We start from the raw sequence: 14,402 nt of genomic DNA on the forward strand, positions 1-14,402 counted from the left end.
CAGGGTGGGAAGTCCTTCGGCAACATCCGCCAGCCGCCGCCGCTGCGCGCCATGTAGCGAATCGCATTCAGCACCTCACGCAGGTTGGTCTTGGGCTTGCGCCCGCGCCTGGGCACCTGCGGCAGCAGCGGCTGGATCTGCTGCCATTCCTCGTCCGTCAGATCAGTCGGATAACGCTTGGTCTTGCGGGCGATCTCGGCCATCCGCCCACGGCTCTCTCGGGTCCACATCCCGAGCTTCCACCACAGCCGTTCTGGCTCAGCAACCCATTCTCAAACAGGCTCTAAGAGCGTGTTTAAGATGGATTTCTACGGCAGTGGTGATGTGACTCTTGGCGCGTCGGACCGGAGCTGGAGAGCTGACACCGATGCCGAGACGGAAGCCGCCGCGGCGGCAAGCGCATGATACTGACCTGACAGACGGTCAGTGGAAGCTGATCGCGCCGCTGGTCTCCGAGCCGCGTCCTGGTCGGCGGCCGCGCAAGGTGTGCTCGCGCGAACGGGTGAATGCGATCCTCCATTTCCTACGTGCCGGCGTGGCTTCGCGCCTGCTGCCGACCTGCCGACCTGGCAGGCGGTGGTCGTGAGCCTTCTCAAACGCACTCCTGATGGCGCGCATCTTGGCTAATAGACCGATTGGTTCCATATGCCATCCATGGCTAAAGGCACTCCCATATCGTCACCCATAGGACGACCTCGCGAGTTCGAGCTTGATGAAGCTGTCCGCAAGGTCATGAACGTATTCTGGGATCGTGGATATCACGACGCCTCGCTTCCCGATCTGCTTGACGGCATGGAGCTGTCGAGAGGCAGTTTCTACAAGGCATTCGGCGACAAAAGAGGAGTCTTCCTGCGCGCCCTCGATGTCTACATCGATGATGCGGTCCGTCAGGTCGGGGATAGCCTGAGTGGAGATGCATCTCCGAAAGCGGCCATTCGTGCTGCTTTCGAGCGTCATGCGGAGCTTTCCTCCGGGAAGGACGGTCTGCGCGGCTGCTTCGTGGTGCTGACGGCCACCGAGATGCTCCCTGGAGACAAGGAAGTTTCGGCTCGGATATCCCGATTGTTCCGGCGGCTGCAGGATCTTTTTGCAGCTGCGATCATCCGGGCGCAGGCCTTGGGGGAGATTGACCAGCTTCTGGATGAGCGGGCCCTGGCAAGGTTCCTCGTGTGCCAAATCCAGGGGATGAGGGTATTGGGCAAGGCCGGCGCAGAGCAGGACGACATGCGGGCGATGGTTGATCTTGCCCTGAAGCCGTTGGGCTGACTCAAATTTGGAACCAAACGGTACAGAAATCGCGAACGAGTGACCTCGCGGCGCGATGAAAGAGGTCGACCCATGGGCGCGAGTACTTGGAGAATTCTGCTTACGCACGAGTGAAAAGTACTGCGCGGCTATCCTGCCGCGTCATGCAGCCCCTGTGTCTTTAACTTGAAGGAAAACGAAGAGTGTCCACCGAATTCCTGAACCATGTGAGCGTCGTGACCGGAGCATCGAGCGGCATCGGCTTTTCAATTGCGAATGTCCTCATCGAGGAGGCGCCAGGCGCGTCTATATCACCGGCCGCTCAGCCAGGGCACTCGGCGAGGCCGCCGCTCAACTCGGTCCGGCAGCGGTTGCGGTTGTGTCGGATGTTTCCAGCTTCTCCGATCTGGGAAAACTCAAAACCAAAATAGAAAAGCATGGCGACCGCCTGGATTCCGTTTTCGCAAATGCCGGGATCTGCGAAAAAAACGAACTCGGTAATACCAGCGAAGGTGCGTTCGACAAGACGTTCGATATCAACGTGAAAGGCGTTTTCTTCACTGTCCAGACCTTGCTGCCTCTCCTGAACGACGGTGCATCCCTCGTGCTCACGGCGTCTATCTGCGCCAATAACGGCATGGAGGAGCTCAGCCTCTACAATGCTTCGAAGGCGGCCGTGAGATCATTTGCACGAACCTGGGCCAATGATCTTCGCAATCGGAAGATCCGTGTGAATGCACTCAGCCCCGGTTTCACATTCACATCACCCTTTGAGAATGGCCTCCAAATGAATGATGCCGAGATTGAAGCTTTGAAGGATCACGTTGCTGGGCAAGTCCCGCTTGGCTACATGGCAGAGCCAGCCGAAATCGCATCGGCCGCTCTTTTTCTGGCATCGACCGATGCCCGCTATGTCAACGGCATCGAGATGACTGTCGACGGCGGTGTATCGCAAATCTGAGGGCGGGGACTACGAAGCCCGCATCGACGTCTCCGAAGCCTTCATCCACGTCGCCATGAGCAGCCTGCTCCTGCGCCGCATCAGCCACTGGTCACATTCTCAAACGGGCTATTGTTCGTATAAACGTACGTGAGACGTCAGGCATCTGATTTCCACGGGCCGTTGATGCCGCTCCAGGCCGTCCACTGATCGACCAAGCCTGCCTGCGTCGCCCGGCCGCCCTCTCGTGGCCATCCTGGCCAATGCCCGGAGGCGACAGCTTCATCGCGGGCTTTCTCCACGCGCGACTTCGCGGCAAAGATGTGGCCGACAGCCTCGCCGCCGGCCGGGACGCCGCAGCCAAGACCTGCATGCACCCGGGCGGCTTTCCTCAGCCGCTCGAAAGGCTCTGACCCCAAGATGTTGATCGACCTCGACGACGTTCGCGCCGCAGCCGCCCGCCTGCAGGGCAAGGTCCGCCGCACGCCCATGATGCCGGCCGACCAGATGCTGGCGCCGCCCGCGGATGCGTCGCTCTGGCTGAAGCTGGAATGTTTGCAGGTCACCGGCTCCTTCAAGGCGCGCGGTGCCACCAACCGCCTGCTCCAGACCCCGCCCGAGAAGCTGAAGAACGGCATCGTCACGGCGTCCGGCGGCAACCATGGCCTGGCGGTGGCCAGGGCCGGCCGGCTGGCCGGCGTGCGCACCACCGTGTTCCTGCCCGAGACCTCCTCGCCGGCCAAGCGCGCCAAGATCGCTGCCTGGGGTGCCGATGCAAGGGTGGTGGGCGCCCAGTGGGACCAGTCGAACCTGGCGGCCCACCAGTTCGCCGAGGAGACCGGCGGCACCTATTTCCATCCCTTCGCGGATCGTGACGTGGTGGCGGGGCAGGGGACGGTCGCCCTGGAGGTGCTGGAGGAGCATCCCGACACCAACGTGTTCCTGATCGCGATCGGCGGCGGCGGCCTGGTCGCCGGCATGTCCACCGTGATCCGGGCGCTCAAGCCGGATGCGCGGATCATCGGCATCGAGCCCACCGGCTCGCCCACCCTCCATGCCAGCCTGGCCGCCGGCGAGGCAGTGACCCTGCCCAAGGTGACGACCACCATCCCGACCATGGGCTGCGGCCGCACTGCCGACCCGATCTACGAGATCGCCGCGAAGAACATCGACGAGATCGTGCTGCTGGAGGACGAGCAGATGGTCGAGGCCGCGAAGTGGCTGTGGTTCGAGTTCGGCCTGTCCGCGGATGCCAGCGGTGCCGCGGCCGCCGCCGCCCTGCGCACCGGTGCGGTCAAGGTGGAAAAGGGCGACAAGGTCTGCATCCTGGTCTGCGGCTCCGGCACGGACGGGATCGGCTGACCAGGGCGGCATGAAGGCCGGGCCTGCAGCACGCCTGGGCCTGGACGGCCCGCTGGTCGCCCATGGCCTGCGCCTGGCCTTCGCCGCCTGGCTCGCCTTCACCATCGCCACGCTGCTGGGCATCCCGCACGCCTACTGGGCAGCGACGCCGATCTGGGTCGTGGCGCAGCCGCACAAGGGGCTGCTGTTCGAGCGGGCCTTCTTCCGGGTGGCCGGCACGCTGGTGGGTGCCGGCTTCGGCTTTGCCCTCGTCCATCTTGTGGATCTTCCCTGGCTGCAGTTGCTCCTGCTGTCCTTCTGGATCGCGATCAACGGCAGCCTCACCCATATCCTGCGCGGCGTGCATGGCTATGGCGCGCTGCTCTCGGGCATGACCGCCGCGGTCGTCGTCCTGCCGATGCTGTTCTTCGCGGAGGACGCCACCGGCACGGCGCAGGCGCGGGTGATCTGCACCCTGATCGGCGTGGTGGTGGTCACGCTGGTGACCGGCTTCTTCACCCCCGCCTCGCCCCGCCAGGAACTGTATGACCGGGTGCGCCGGCTCTCGCGTGATGCGCTGCGCTTTGCCGCTGCCGCCATCGACGGGCTGACCGGCGCGGATGCGGCCGCCGAGCGCAAGCTCCTGGCCGCGATGAGCGAAGCCAGCGAATCAGCCAGCCTGATCACCGCCGGCTCCGTGGACGGCTATCGGCGCCTGCGCCATGTCCAGGGCCTGCTGGTCGCGGCCCTGGCCACCATGGCGGCGGCCCAGGCATCGGGCCAGCGCCGGCGACGCGGCGCGGCCCGGCTGCCGGCCGAGCTCGGCGCTCACCTGGTGAAAATGGCCGAGGCACCTGCGCTGCCGGCGGCACTGGCCGATCTCCTGCCCGGCCTGCGCGCGCAGGACCCGCGGCTTGCCCAGGCACTGGAGCGCCAGTCCGGTGCCGAGGCGCTGCTGACCGACGACCCGAAGAGCGCCGATGCCCGCTCCTTCCGCCGCAAGGCGGTCTATCTCGCCCCGCATCGCGAATGGCAGGTCGCGATCATGACCGGCATCGTCCCGGGCCTGGGCGTGCTGCTGGGCGGCATCGCGGGATGGTGGTCCGGCTGGCCGATGGCCGAGCTGGCCGTGCTGGGCCTGTGCATCTTCTCGATGGTGCTGGGCAGCCTGCCGCTGCCGCAGGTGATCGCCCCCAGGATGCTGGAAGGCGTGCTGGGCGGCGTGGTGATGGCGATCCTCTACCGGCTGGCCGTGCAGCCCCTGGTCGCCTCACCCCTGGAGCTGATCGTCTCGATGGCGCCGTTCATGGCGCTGGGCGGCCTGGTGCGGGCCAGCCGGCGCACCGCCATTCCCGGCATCGACTTCAACATGTGCTTCCTCCTGACCAGCCAGGCCGTCCTGCCCACGCCGGCCGCCCCGCTCGGCACCATCCTGGAGGAAGCCGCCGCCCTGGTGCTCTCGGCACTGGTCGTCACCACCGGCTTCCGCCTGCTGCCGCGCCGGCCCGACCGGCAGGCCATGGCGGTGGCGGAAGCGATCCGCGGCGACCTCGCCCTGCTGGTGGCAGGGCTACGGCCATCGGCACCGGCCGGCAGCGTCGGCCCGGCCAGGATATTGCGGCTGATGCTGCATCTGGGCCGGGCCGCTAGCCTGGGGGCCCGGGCGCCGGCCGGGCTGCTCGCGGTGCTCAATCTGGGCCACGCCATCGTCGGCCTGCACCGTGAGCTGGCACGGCCGGACCTGGACCATGCCACGCGCCGCACCCTCGACGAGGCGCTGGCAGCCCTGCGTGATTTGGCGATCGCCCCGGACGAGGTCGCGGTTCTCCTGGAGCAGCACGCAGCCCATGTGCCTGAGCCGCAGGCATGGGGTGCGCTGCTGGAGACGGCCGCCGCGTTGCGTGGCGGGAAGGAACTGCTCCGCTTCGGCCTGGCCGGGCGCTAGCCGCTCAGCCCCACAGCGCCGGCCTGGGCGGGTCCAGCACGCCAGCTTCGACCACCATGCTCGGCTGCCGGTCGGTGCGCAGGAGGAACGGCGCGTCCAGGTCGATCAGGAAGGTGCCCTCGACCAGATGGCTGGCCGGCGCCATGGCGAGCGAGGTGCCGAGCATGCAGCCCACCATCACGTGCATGCCTGCATCGCTGGCCGCATCGCGCAGGGCCAACGCCTCGGTGAGCCCGCCGGTCTTGTCGAGCTTGATGTTCACCCCGGCATAGCGGTCGACCAGGCGCGGCAGGTCGGCCGAGACATGGCAGGACTCGTCGGCGATGAGCGGCACGATGCTGCGGAAGCCGGCCAGCGCCGCATCGGCCCCGGCCGGCAGCGGCTGCTCGATCGCGACCACGCCGAGCCCGGCCAGCGCCTCGTGGCAGCGGCCGAGCAGTTCCAGCGACCAGGCCTCGTTGGCATCCACGATCAGCCGGACCCCGGGCACGGCGCCGGTGATCGCCGCCACCCGCTCCAGCACCTGCTCGCCATCGAGCTTGACCTTGAGGAGCTGGTCCGGCCCGAGCTTGCGCGCGGCCTCCGCCATCGCTGCCGGCGTGTCGATGCTGAGGGTCATGGCGGTGCGGAACCGCGTCGGCGGAGCGATGCCGGCCAGTTCCGCCACGGTCTTCCCGGTGAGCTTGGCTTCCAGGTCCCAGAGCGCGCAGTCCAGCGCGTTGCGCGCGGCCCCGGCCGGCAGCCGCTGCAGGAGCCGGCTCCGGCCCGCCGCGTCCGGCGTGATCCTGGCAAGGTCCAGCGTCTCCATCTGGAAGCCCACCGCTTCCGGCGTCTCGCCATAGCGGGTGTTCGGCCCGCTCTCGCCGCGACCGACCGCATCGCCCTCGCGCAGCGTCGCGACCACGACCCGGGTCTCGGTGCGGCTGCTGCGCGAGATGCGGAACACGCCCGCCAGCTCGTGTCGCTCGATCGTCACCTGAAGGTCCATCGCCGTTCAGCCCGGCAGGTTGGCGACGATGGGTGCCGTGCCGTGGCGCACCGGGTCGACGCAGGGCAGGTGGAACTCCTGGCCGATCACCCGGCAGAGCAGGTCGGCCTCATCCGGCTTCATGTGCTGGGTGTTGAGCGCGATCCCGACGAAACGAGCGTCCGGGTTGGTCAGGCGGGCTGCCGCCAGGTTCGCCGCCATGGCCTCGCTCAGGCCCGGCACGGGATAGTCCGGCATGTGCCGCATGCGCTCGCGGGTGGGTTCGTGGCACATCACCAGCGCATCGGCGGCGGCCCCGTGCAGGAGGCCCAGCGATACCCCGGCATAGGACGGGTGGAACAGGGAGCCCTGACCCTCGATCACCCACCAATGGTCGGGGTCGCGGTCGGGCGTCAGCCATTCGATCGAGCCGGAGATGAAGTCCGAGATCACCGCATCCAGCGGCACGCCGCTGCCGGCGATCAGGATGCCGGTCTGCCCGGTCGCGGCGAACTCGGCATCGAGACCCTGCTTCTTCATCTCGGCTTCGAGCAGGAGCGAGGTGTACATCTTGCCGATCGAGCAGTCGGTGCCGACCGTGAGCAGGCGCTTGCCCTGCCGGCGCTTGCCCTTGCCGACCGGGTAGTTGCCGGCGCTGTGGCGCACGTCGATCAGCCGGCGGCCGAGCTCTTCGGCGCGCTGCCGGACCGGTGCTATGTCGGCGAGCTTGGCATGCAGCCCGTTGGCCACGTCCATGCCCAGCTCCAGCGCCTCCATGATGGCCGGCAGCCATGCCTCGTCGATATAGCCGCCATGGTTGGCGATCCCCAGCACGAGGGTACGCGCACCCTTGGCCGCGGCCTCGGCCGGCGTGAGGTCGGGCAGGCCCACGCTCAGCGTGCAGCCAGGCAGGCGGTACTGGCCCACGCAGCGCTCGGGCCGGAACACCGCGATGCCGCGTGCCGTCTTGGCGCTGATCGGGTCGCGCACATCGCCGAGATAAAGGAGATAGGGGCTGGCCAGCATCGCCTTGACCATCATCCGTTGAGGCTCATGTCGGGCCACAGCCTAGCGACCATGGGTCCGCTCGTCGCATAGCCAGAGTGGCAGGCCCATGAGCCTGGGTTATGGTCTGCGGGAGGATACCGGACAGAAGAACGGCCCGATGCGCCTGCGCCACCTCGAGGTCTTCAACACGGTGATGCTCGCCGGCACCGCCAGTGCCGCCGGGCGCCTGCTGCGCATCTCGCAGCCGGCGGTGACCAAGCTCCTGGCCCAGGCCGAGGCCGAGGCGGGCCTGCGCCTGTTCGAGCGCGACCGGGGCCGGCTGGTGCCCACCGCCGAGGCCCAGGCCCTGTTCGCCCAGACCCGCAAGGCGTTTGCCGCGATGGACGATGTCCGCAGGCTCGTGCGCAACCTGCGCGACAGCCAGGCCGGCCGCATCCGGGTCGCCGCCATCCCCGCCCTCAGCCTGGGCGTGCTGCCGCGCGCGGTGCAGCGCTTCCTCCGCCTGCTGCCCGGCACGGGCTGCGAGGTCGCCACCCATCACACCCACGAGATCATCCAGGACCTGCTGCACCATGAGCTGGACGTGGGCTTCGTGTTCAATGCGCCCCCGCACGAGGCGGTCCAGGCCGTGCCGCTCGCCCAGGCGAGAATGGTCGCGGTGGCGACCGACCCGGCCTTGCCGCAGCCTTTGTCCCTGGGCGATCTCGCTGGCCGGCCGTTCATCGCCCTGGATCCGGCCGATCCGCTGGGTGAGCTGCTGCAGGGTGCCGCGCGGCGGGCCGGGCTGGAGCCACGGGTGGCCGTGCGGGTGCAGACCTACCATACCGCCCTGATGATGGCCCGCTCCGGCGTCGGCATCGCGGTCATCGACCGCTACACGGCGCTGGCGCTCGGGCAGGGCAGCGTGGTGCGCGAGCTGGATCCGCCGATCGCGTTCACCCTACATGCGCTGACCGCCCGCTCGCGCCAGGCCGGGCATCTGGTCGACCGGTTCGTCGCCTGCCTGAAGGCAGCCGAGCGCGAGATCGCCCGGGCAGCGGGCTGATCCCGTCTCACAAAACCGTTCGTGGCGCGTCTGCGGCCGGAATGGCTGATCTTGCGGCAGCTTGGATCGATGGCTGTAGCTAGTCTAGTTACAGTATTCATGATGGACTATTGACCTTTCCGGCCACTGCGCAGATCTCGCTCCCCGGTCCCCTGGAGGGCCGTTTTCTCAGCGCAGGGGGCCGTGATGGACGTCGCGCCCGATGCGGCCGTGGCGTCCGCCGACACCCAGCCGTTCGTCCTCGTCACCAAGAACCGAATGCTGGTCGCCACGGGCTGCCGGCACCTCCTGTCCGCGGCCGAGGCGGGCGAGCCCGAGACGGTGCTCCACGGCGGTGGCGACGGTGCCGCCATGCTGGTCGGTGCTCTCCCTTATGACCGTAGCCGCCCGCCGCATCTGTTCCAGCCGGAGACCGTCCGGCAGATGGAGCGTCCCGCCGCACCGGCGGAACGGCCATGCCCGGTGATCCGGTCGATCGCCGCGTGCCCGGACCCGGCCCGGTTCCAGGCGGCGGTCGCCCGCGTGGTGGACCTGCTGGCGAGCGGCCAGGAACTGCGCAAGGTCGTCCTGTCGCGGGCGCTGGACCTGGTGGTGGACCGGCCGATCGATGTCGAGCAACTGGTCGCCCGCTTGGCGCTGGACGAGCAGGCCACCGTGTTCGCCGTTCCGCTCCCGGCCGGCCGGTGGCCGGCGCCGCGCTGCCTGGTCGGCGCCACGCCGGAGCTGCTGCTCGCGAAGAACGATGCCGTGATCCGGTCCCACCCGCTGGCCGGCTCGGCACGGCGCTCGGCCGATCGTGTCAGCGACCGCAGCGCTGCCGATGGCCTGATCCGGTCCGACAAGGACCGGCGCGAGCATGCCATGGTGGTCGAGGCGATCCTGGACCAGCTCGCCCCCTGCTGCCGCGATCTCGCGAGGCCTCCGGCACCGGAACTGATCGCCACGCGCAGCATGTGGCACCTGGGCACGCGCATCGAGGGCAGGCTGAAGGACCCGGGGATCAGCTCCGTCCGCCTGGCCGGCCTGCTGCATCCCACCCCGGCCGTGTGCGGCACGCCGCGCGACCTGGCGGACCGGGCGATCCGTGCGCACGAGGGCTATGAGCGCGATTTCTATGCCGGGGCGGTCGGCTGGTGCGATGCCGCCGGCGACGGTGCCTGGTACGTGTCGATCCGCTGCGCCGAGATCGCCGGGACCCAGGCCCGGCTGTATGCGGGTGCCGGGATCGTGGCCGGTTCCGATCCGGCGGCCGAGCTGGAGGAGACCCAGGCCAAGTTCACCGCCCTCCTGGCGGCCCTGGGCGTCGACGCGCCTGCTGCCATCCCGCCCTGTTCCGCCGCGCCGGCCCAGCCGGATCGCCCCTGCCTGACCTGTCCTGCCTGAAATGAGGATCCGCCGCGATGGGCCTGCCCAAGATCGGCCATTACGAGCTGCCACAGGAGCACGAGCTGCCGGCCGCCCGCGCCCCCTGGAAGGTGGCGGCCGGCCGGGCGGCCCTGCTGATCCATGACATGCAGCATCATTTCCTGGACCGCTTCACGCCGGACGTGGCGCCGATCGCGCCGGTGATCGAGCATGTCGGGCGGCTGGCGCGCCACTGCCGGGCGGTGGGCATGCCCGTCTTCTACACGGCCCAGGAAGGTGACCAGGACCGGCGCGACCGCGGGCTGCAGGCCGACCTCTGGGGCCCGGGCATGAGCTGGGACCGCCAGCCGATCATCCCGGCCCTGGCGCCGGAGAAGGGCGACCACGTCCTGGTCAAGCACCGCTACAGCGCGTTCCAGCGCAGCAACCTGGAAACGCTGATGCGCGCGCGCGGCCGCGACCAGCTCATCATCTGCGGGGTGTACGCCCATATCGGCTGCCTGCTCACCGCAGCGGAGGCGTTCATGCGCGACATCGAGCCGTTCTTCGTCGCCGACGCGCTGGCCGACTTCTCGCGCGAACGGCACGACATGGCGGTGCGCTACGTGGCCGAGGTGTGCGGCGTGCCGATCGGGACGGAGCGGCTGATCGGGGAGCTCGGCTGATGCGACCGAGCGGCATCGCGGGCAAGATGGCGCTGGTCACCGGGGCTGCCGGCGGCATCGGTGCCGCGGTGGTGCGCCTGCTCCACGAGGAAGGTGCGCGCGTGGTCGCGGCCGACCTCGATCCGGGTGCGGTGGCCTTCCCGGAGCCCGTCCGTGCCGAGCCGTTGGACGTGCGCGACAGCCAGGCGGTCGATGCGCTGGTGGCAAGAGTCGAGGCGGAATGGGGGCCGATCGACATCGGCGTGAACGTCGCGGGCGTGCTGGCGACCGATCTCGTGGTCGACACAAGCGATGCGACTTGGCAGCAGGTGTTCGAGGTGAACACGGCCGGCGTGTTCCGGGTCTGCCGGGCGCTCGCCAGGCGGATGATCCCGCGAGGGCGGGGCGACCTCGTGACCGTCAGCTCCAATGCCGCCGGCATCCCCCGCCACGCCATGGCCGCCTATGCTGCGTCCAAGGCAGCCTCCACCATGTTCACGCGCTGCCTGGGCCTGGAGCTGGCCGCCCACGGAATCCGCTGCAACATCGTAGCGCCCGGCTCGACCCTGACGCCGATGCAGACCGGGATGTGGGCGGATGCCGACGGCGCCGAGCAGGTGATCCAGGGCTCACTTGCGACCTTCAAGACCGGCATCCCGCTGCGCAAGCTGGCGACGCCCGAGGACGTCGCCAATGCGGTGATCTTCCTCCTGTCCGACCAGGCCGGCCACATCACCATGGCCGACCTCTATGTGGATGGCGGCGCCACGCTGCGCGGCTGAGGGCGGGGGCCGTTGCCGGGTCAGAGCCAGCGCTTGAGGCGGAACACCAGCCAGGGCACCCCAGCCGAGAGCAGCATCAGGCCCAGCGCCCAGGCATAGCCCCAGCGCCAGTGCAGCTCCGGCATGTGGTCGAAGTTCATGCCGTAGATGCTGGCGACCACCACGGGCGGGGTGATCACCATGCCCACGATCGAGAGCAGGTAGATCACCTTGTTCTGCTGGACGTCGATCAGGCCGACCGTGGCGTTGACCATGAAGTCCATGCTGTTGTTGAGGTCCTGGTCGTAGTCGGCGATCGCCTTGAGGTCGCCTTCGATGGCGTTGAACTGGGCGGTGCGCGGATGGTCGACGCCGTGGATCCGGCGGAACGCCACCAGCCGCTCCAGGCTGTGCAGGCATTCGCGCAGGCCGAAGCTGGTCCGGTGGTGGATGCCGATGCGCTCGATCGCATCCTGCAGGACATGGATGCGCCGGCTGAGCACCGGCTGATGCCGGCCCTCGGTCACGGTAGTCCGGCCGTGGAAGATCGCCCCCTCGATCCGCTTCAGGTCCTCGCCGATGAACTCCAGCCGGTCGGCGATCCGGTCGATCATCACCTCCAAAAGGGCGGCGAGGATGCCGTCGGCATCGCGCAGCGGCCACTCGCCGGCCTGGGCACGGGCCACGAACCGGTCGATCGCCTCGGGCAGGCCGTAGCGGATCGTGATCAGGAGCGGCCCGCTGCGCACGAAGGTGACCGGCAGCGTGTGCAGCGGCTCCATGTCCCGTCCATGGGCGACGATGGCGCTCATGTAGAGTACGCCGTTGCTGGCCGACAGCCGGCTGGAGGTCTGCAGCGCGCTGACCTCGTCCCTGGTCGGCACGTCGATGCCCAGCGCCTCCCCGAGCTGCCGCTCCTCCTCCTGGCTGGGCTCGACCAGGTCGATCCAGACCACACCCTGCGGCAGGCCTCCGCCGGCCGCGGGCTCCAGCGGGTACAGCCGTTCCCGGTCGATCTGGAAATAGCGCAGCATCGGTGCCTGCACCCGAGCCGGAGCCTGGCCGAGTCTTGCCGGGTCAGATCGACCCGGCTTCCACCATGTAGTTGTTGGCGGTGCACATCGCCGCGTCGTCGGAGGCCAAGAACAGGGTCATCCGGGCCAGATAGACGGGCTCGATCGGGACGGGCAGGCATTGCCGCTTCATCGTGTCGGCCAGCGCCTCGGGCGTCACCCACAGCTCCTTTTGCCGCTCGGTCATCACCCAGCCGGGCACCACCGTGTTGACCCGGATGCCGTGCGGGCCGAGGTCGCGGGCAAAGCCGCGGGTCATGCCGTGCACCGCCGCCTTGGCCGAGGTGTAGACCGGCATGCCGCCGGTGGCTTGCCACCAGGAGTTCGAGCCGAAATTGATGATCGAGCCCTTCTTCGCCTTGATCATGCCAGGGGCCACGGCCTGGATCGCGAACAGCATGTGGCGCAGGTTCACCGCGATCCGCTCGTCGTAATATTCCGGCGTGACGTCCTGCCAGCCATGCCGGTCGTCGCGCGCGGCATTGTTCACCAGCACGCCTGCCGGGCCCAGGGCCGCCTCCAGCGCCGCGAAAGCGCGCTGGAGGTCGGGGATGTCGCGCAGGTCGCAGCGCTCGAAGGCGATCTCGGCACCCTTGGCCTTCAGCTCGTCGGCGAGCGCCTGGCCGGCATCGGCGTCGATGTCGACGAAGCCCACCTTGGAGCCCTGCTCGGCGAACGCCTTGACGATCTCCAGACCAATGCCGGAGGCGCCGCCGGTGATGAACACGACGGCCGATTTCAGGCTCGGGTAGATGGCGAATGACATGAGGCAGCCTCCGGGTCGGGTTGGCCGCAGCCTCTGCCGCCACCTGCCGGGCCGTCAATGGGATGGATCGGGCGTGGGCGGATGAATTTCATCCCCGCCGGCAACCTCCGGTGCGGCCGCCGGTTCAAGCGCGGCAGGATGTAGAATCGATCATCCGGCATTGCCGCCGCCGGCCACGGGGACGATCGATGAAGCTATTCGAGTGCCAGCATTGCGGGCAGCTCCTTTATTTCGAGAACACGGTCTGCATGCGCTGCGGCCACCGCCTGGGCTACCTGCCCGACCAGGCGAACCTCTCTGCCCTGGAGCCGGAAGGCGAGGCCTGGCGGCCGCTGGCCCTGCCGGGGCGGCCGATGAAGTTCTGCCGCAATGCGGAGCACGACCTCTGCAACTGGATGATCCCGGCCGAGAGCCCGGACACGCTGTGCAAGGCCTGCCGGCACAACCGGACGATTCCCGACATTTCCGACCCGGCGAACCTCGAGCGCTGGCGCAAGATCGAGTTCGCCAAGCACCGGCTGATCTACACCCTGATCGCGCTGCGGTTGCCGCTGCACAATCTGGCGGACGATCCCGAGCACGGTCTGGCCTTCGACTTCCTTTCGGACCAGCCGAGCGGGCCCAGCCAGCAGCGGCCGGCACGGGTGATGACCGGCCACGACCAGGGCCTGATCACGCTCAACATCGCCGAGGCCGACGACGTCCAGCGCGAGAAGACCCGCCACGAGATGGGCGAGCCCTACCGCACCCTGCTGGGCCATTTCCGCCACGAGGTCGGCCACCACTACTGGGACATTCTGGTGTTCGCCAACCCGAAGGCGCTGGAGCGCTGCCGCGCCCTGTTCGGCGACGAGCGCGAGGACTATGGCGAGGCGCTGAAACGCCATTATGCCGAGGGGCCGCCGGCGGACTGGCAGGAGAACTATGTCAGCGCCTATGCCACGACCCATCCCTGGGAGGACTTCGCCGAGACCTGGACCCACTACCTGCACATCGTCGACACGCTGGAGACCGCGGCGGCCTTCGGCCTGAAGGTCGACCCCAAGGCCGGCGACGACGACCTGCTGTCGGCCGAGATGGACGATGTGAAGGCGACCCGCGCCCGGGACATCCAGCAACTGATCGACGCCTGGCTGCCGCTCACCTTCGCGGTCAACAGCCTGAACCGCTCGATGGGCCAGCCGGATCTCTACCCCTTCGTCCTCTCGCCGGCCGTGATCGAGAAGCTGGGCTTCATCCACGACCTGGTGCACCGCAAGTTCTGAGCGGGCGGGAAGAAGGCTTTTCCCGGGCGTGTACCTG

At 68.5% G+C, this 14,402-nt stretch carries 15 protein-coding genes and 1 pseudogene; 11 read left to right on the forward strand and 5 right to left on the reverse strand.

The features are described from left to right. Positions 1-230: transposase (locus tag HLA95_RS06530; RefSeq protein WP_255591556.1), on the reverse strand; the 230-nt coding region annotated here is incomplete at its 3' end. 137 nt (positions 231-367) lie between these two features. On the opposite strand from HLA95_RS06530, the gene HLA95_RS29280 reads away from it, so the two are divergent. The 6 genes and pseudogenes from HLA95_RS29280 to HLA95_RS06560 all read left to right on the forward strand — a co-directional run bounded on the left by HLA95_RS29280 (position 368) and on the right by HLA95_RS06560 (position 5,471). Further along, positions 368-586: a transposase gene (locus tag HLA95_RS29280; protein ID WP_191061756.1), complete on the forward strand. Its 219-nt coding sequence runs from the start codon at positions 368-370 to the stop codon at positions 584-586. Between the two features lie 146 nt (positions 587-732). Next, positions 733-1,266: a TetR/AcrR family transcriptional regulator gene (locus HLA95_RS06540; protein WP_191061757.1), complete on the forward strand. Its 534-nt coding sequence runs from the start codon at positions 733-735 to the stop codon at positions 1,264-1,266. A gap of 182 nt (positions 1,267-1,448) precedes the next feature. After that, positions 1,449-2,206: pseudogene (locus HLA95_RS06545) on the forward strand (SDR family oxidoreductase). Between the two features lie 242 nt (positions 2,207-2,448). Continuing rightward, on the forward strand, positions 2,449-2,598 hold the full coding sequence (locus tag HLA95_RS29065) for a PfkB family carbohydrate kinase (RefSeq protein WP_191061758.1): 150 nt from the start codon (positions 2,449-2,451) through the stop codon (positions 2,596-2,598). Positions 2,599-2,605: 7 nt separating this feature from the next. After that, entirely contained in the window at positions 2,606-3,547 is a 942-nt protein-coding gene (locus tag HLA95_RS06555; RefSeq protein WP_255591557.1) for a threonine ammonia-lyase, read from the forward strand. A 10-nt stretch (positions 3,548-3,557) separates the two neighbouring features. Then, positions 3,558-5,471 carry an FUSC family protein gene (locus tag HLA95_RS06560; RefSeq protein WP_222182827.1) on the forward strand — a complete coding sequence of 638 codons (1,914 nt, stop codon included), beginning with the start codon at positions 3,558-3,560 and terminating at the stop codon, positions 5,469-5,471. A gap of 4 nt (positions 5,472-5,475) precedes the next feature. Here the strand turns inward: HLA95_RS06560 and dgcA are convergent, their stop codons facing one another. Then, positions 5,476-6,447 carry an N-acetyl-D-Glu racemase DgcA gene (gene dgcA / locus HLA95_RS06565; RefSeq protein WP_322100110.1) on the reverse strand — a complete coding sequence of 324 codons (972 nt, stop codon included), beginning with the start codon at positions 6,445-6,447 and terminating at the stop codon, positions 5,476-5,478. Between the two features lie 18 nt (positions 6,448-6,465). Beyond that, the gene (gene dgcN, locus HLA95_RS06570) at positions 6,466-7,479 is read right to left on the reverse strand and encodes an N-acetyltransferase DgcN (RefSeq protein ID WP_223861815.1); all 1,014 of its coding nucleotides are present in this window, start codon (positions 7,477-7,479) and stop codon (positions 6,466-6,468) included. A 73-nt stretch (positions 7,480-7,552) separates the two neighbouring features. Between dgcN and HLA95_RS06575 the strand changes: the two genes are divergently transcribed. The 4 genes from HLA95_RS06575 (at position 7,553) to HLA95_RS06590 (ending at position 11,282) form a co-directional block, all read left to right on the forward strand. After that, complete coding sequence (locus tag HLA95_RS06575) at positions 7,553-8,491, forward strand: LysR family transcriptional regulator (RefSeq protein ID WP_222182832.1); 939 nt, start codon at positions 7,553-7,555, stop codon at positions 8,489-8,491. 186 nt (positions 8,492-8,677) lie between these two features. Next, positions 8,678-9,874 carry an isochorismate synthase gene (locus HLA95_RS06580; RefSeq protein ID WP_222182920.1) on the forward strand — a complete coding sequence of 399 codons (1,197 nt, stop codon included), beginning with the start codon at positions 8,678-8,680 and terminating at the stop codon, positions 9,872-9,874. Between the two features lie 17 nt (positions 9,875-9,891). Continuing rightward, positions 9,892-10,521 (forward strand): isochorismatase family protein, encoded by a 630-nt coding sequence (locus HLA95_RS06585; RefSeq protein WP_191060087.1) that lies wholly within the window; start codon positions 9,892-9,894, stop codon positions 10,519-10,521. Beyond that, the gene (locus HLA95_RS06590; protein WP_191060088.1) at positions 10,521-11,282 is read left to right on the forward strand and encodes a 2,3-dihydro-2,3-dihydroxybenzoate dehydrogenase; all 762 of its coding nucleotides are present in this window, start codon (positions 10,521-10,523) and stop codon (positions 11,280-11,282) included. The genes HLA95_RS06585 and HLA95_RS06590 overlap by 1 nt, the downstream gene beginning before the upstream one ends. A gap of 20 nt (positions 11,283-11,302) precedes the next feature. Here the strand turns inward: HLA95_RS06590 and HLA95_RS06595 are convergent, their stop codons facing one another. Next, the gene (locus tag HLA95_RS06595) at positions 11,303-12,295 is read right to left on the reverse strand and encodes a CorA family divalent cation transporter (protein WP_191060089.1); all 993 of its coding nucleotides are present in this window, start codon (positions 12,293-12,295) and stop codon (positions 11,303-11,305) included. A 43-nt stretch (positions 12,296-12,338) separates the two neighbouring features. Beyond that, a complete protein-coding gene (locus tag HLA95_RS06600) occupies positions 12,339-13,100 on the reverse strand; it encodes an SDR family NAD(P)-dependent oxidoreductase (protein WP_191060090.1) in 762 nt (253 codons plus the stop codon). Positions 13,101-13,288: 188 nt separating this feature from the next. Here HLA95_RS06600 and HLA95_RS06605 point away from each other — a divergent pair, with 188 nt between their 5' ends. Then, entirely contained in the window at positions 13,289-14,365 is a 1,077-nt protein-coding gene (locus HLA95_RS06605) for a zinc-binding metallopeptidase family protein (protein ID WP_191060091.1), read from the forward strand. The last annotated feature ends 37 nt before the right edge of the window (positions 14,366-14,402 follow it).

The organism is Geminicoccus harenae, from assembly GCF_019800005.1.
In the GTDB taxonomy this organism is placed as follows: Bacteria; Pseudomonadota; Alphaproteobacteria; order Geminicoccales; family Geminicoccaceae; genus Geminicoccus; species Geminicoccus harenae.

Coding starts and splice junctions, on each gene's coding strand:
- HLA95_RS29280 (WP_191061756.1), top strand. CDS start 368: ATGCCGAGACGGAAGCCGCCGCGGCGGCAAGCGCATGATACTGACCTG.
- HLA95_RS06540 (WP_191061757.1), top strand. CDS start 733: ATGAACGTATTCTGGGATCGTGGATATCACGACGCCTCGCTTCCCGAT.
- HLA95_RS29065 (WP_191061758.1), top strand. CDS start 2,449: ATGCCCGGAGGCGACAGCTTCATCGCGGGCTTTCTCCACGCGCGACTT.
- HLA95_RS06555 (WP_255591557.1), top strand. CDS start 2,606: ATGTTGATCGACCTCGACGACGTTCGCGCCGCAGCCGCCCGCCTGCAG.
- HLA95_RS06560 (WP_222182827.1), top strand. CDS start 3,558: ATGAAGGCCGGGCCTGCAGCACGCCTGGGCCTGGACGGCCCGCTGGTC.
- dgcN (WP_223861815.1), bottom strand. CDS start 7,479: ATGATGGTCAAGGCGATGCTGGCCAGCCCCTATCTCCTTTATCTCGGC.
- HLA95_RS06575 (WP_222182832.1), top strand. CDS start 7,553: ATGAGCCTGGGTTATGGTCTGCGGGAGGATACCGGACAGAAGAACGGC.
- HLA95_RS06580 (WP_222182920.1), top strand. CDS start 8,678: ATGGACGTCGCGCCCGATGCGGCCGTGGCGTCCGCCGACACCCAGCCG.
- HLA95_RS06585 (WP_191060087.1), top strand. CDS start 9,892: ATGGGCCTGCCCAAGATCGGCCATTACGAGCTGCCACAGGAGCACGAG.
- HLA95_RS06590 (WP_191060088.1), top strand. CDS start 10,521: ATGCGACCGAGCGGCATCGCGGGCAAGATGGCGCTGGTCACCGGGGCT.
- HLA95_RS06595 (WP_191060089.1), bottom strand. CDS start 12,295: ATGCTGCGCTATTTCCAGATCGACCGGGAACGGCTGTACCCGCTGGAG.
- HLA95_RS06600 (WP_191060090.1), bottom strand. CDS start 13,100: ATGTCATTCGCCATCTACCCGAGCCTGAAATCGGCCGTCGTGTTCATC.
- HLA95_RS06605 (WP_191060091.1), top strand. CDS start 13,289: ATGAAGCTATTCGAGTGCCAGCATTGCGGGCAGCTCCTTTATTTCGAG.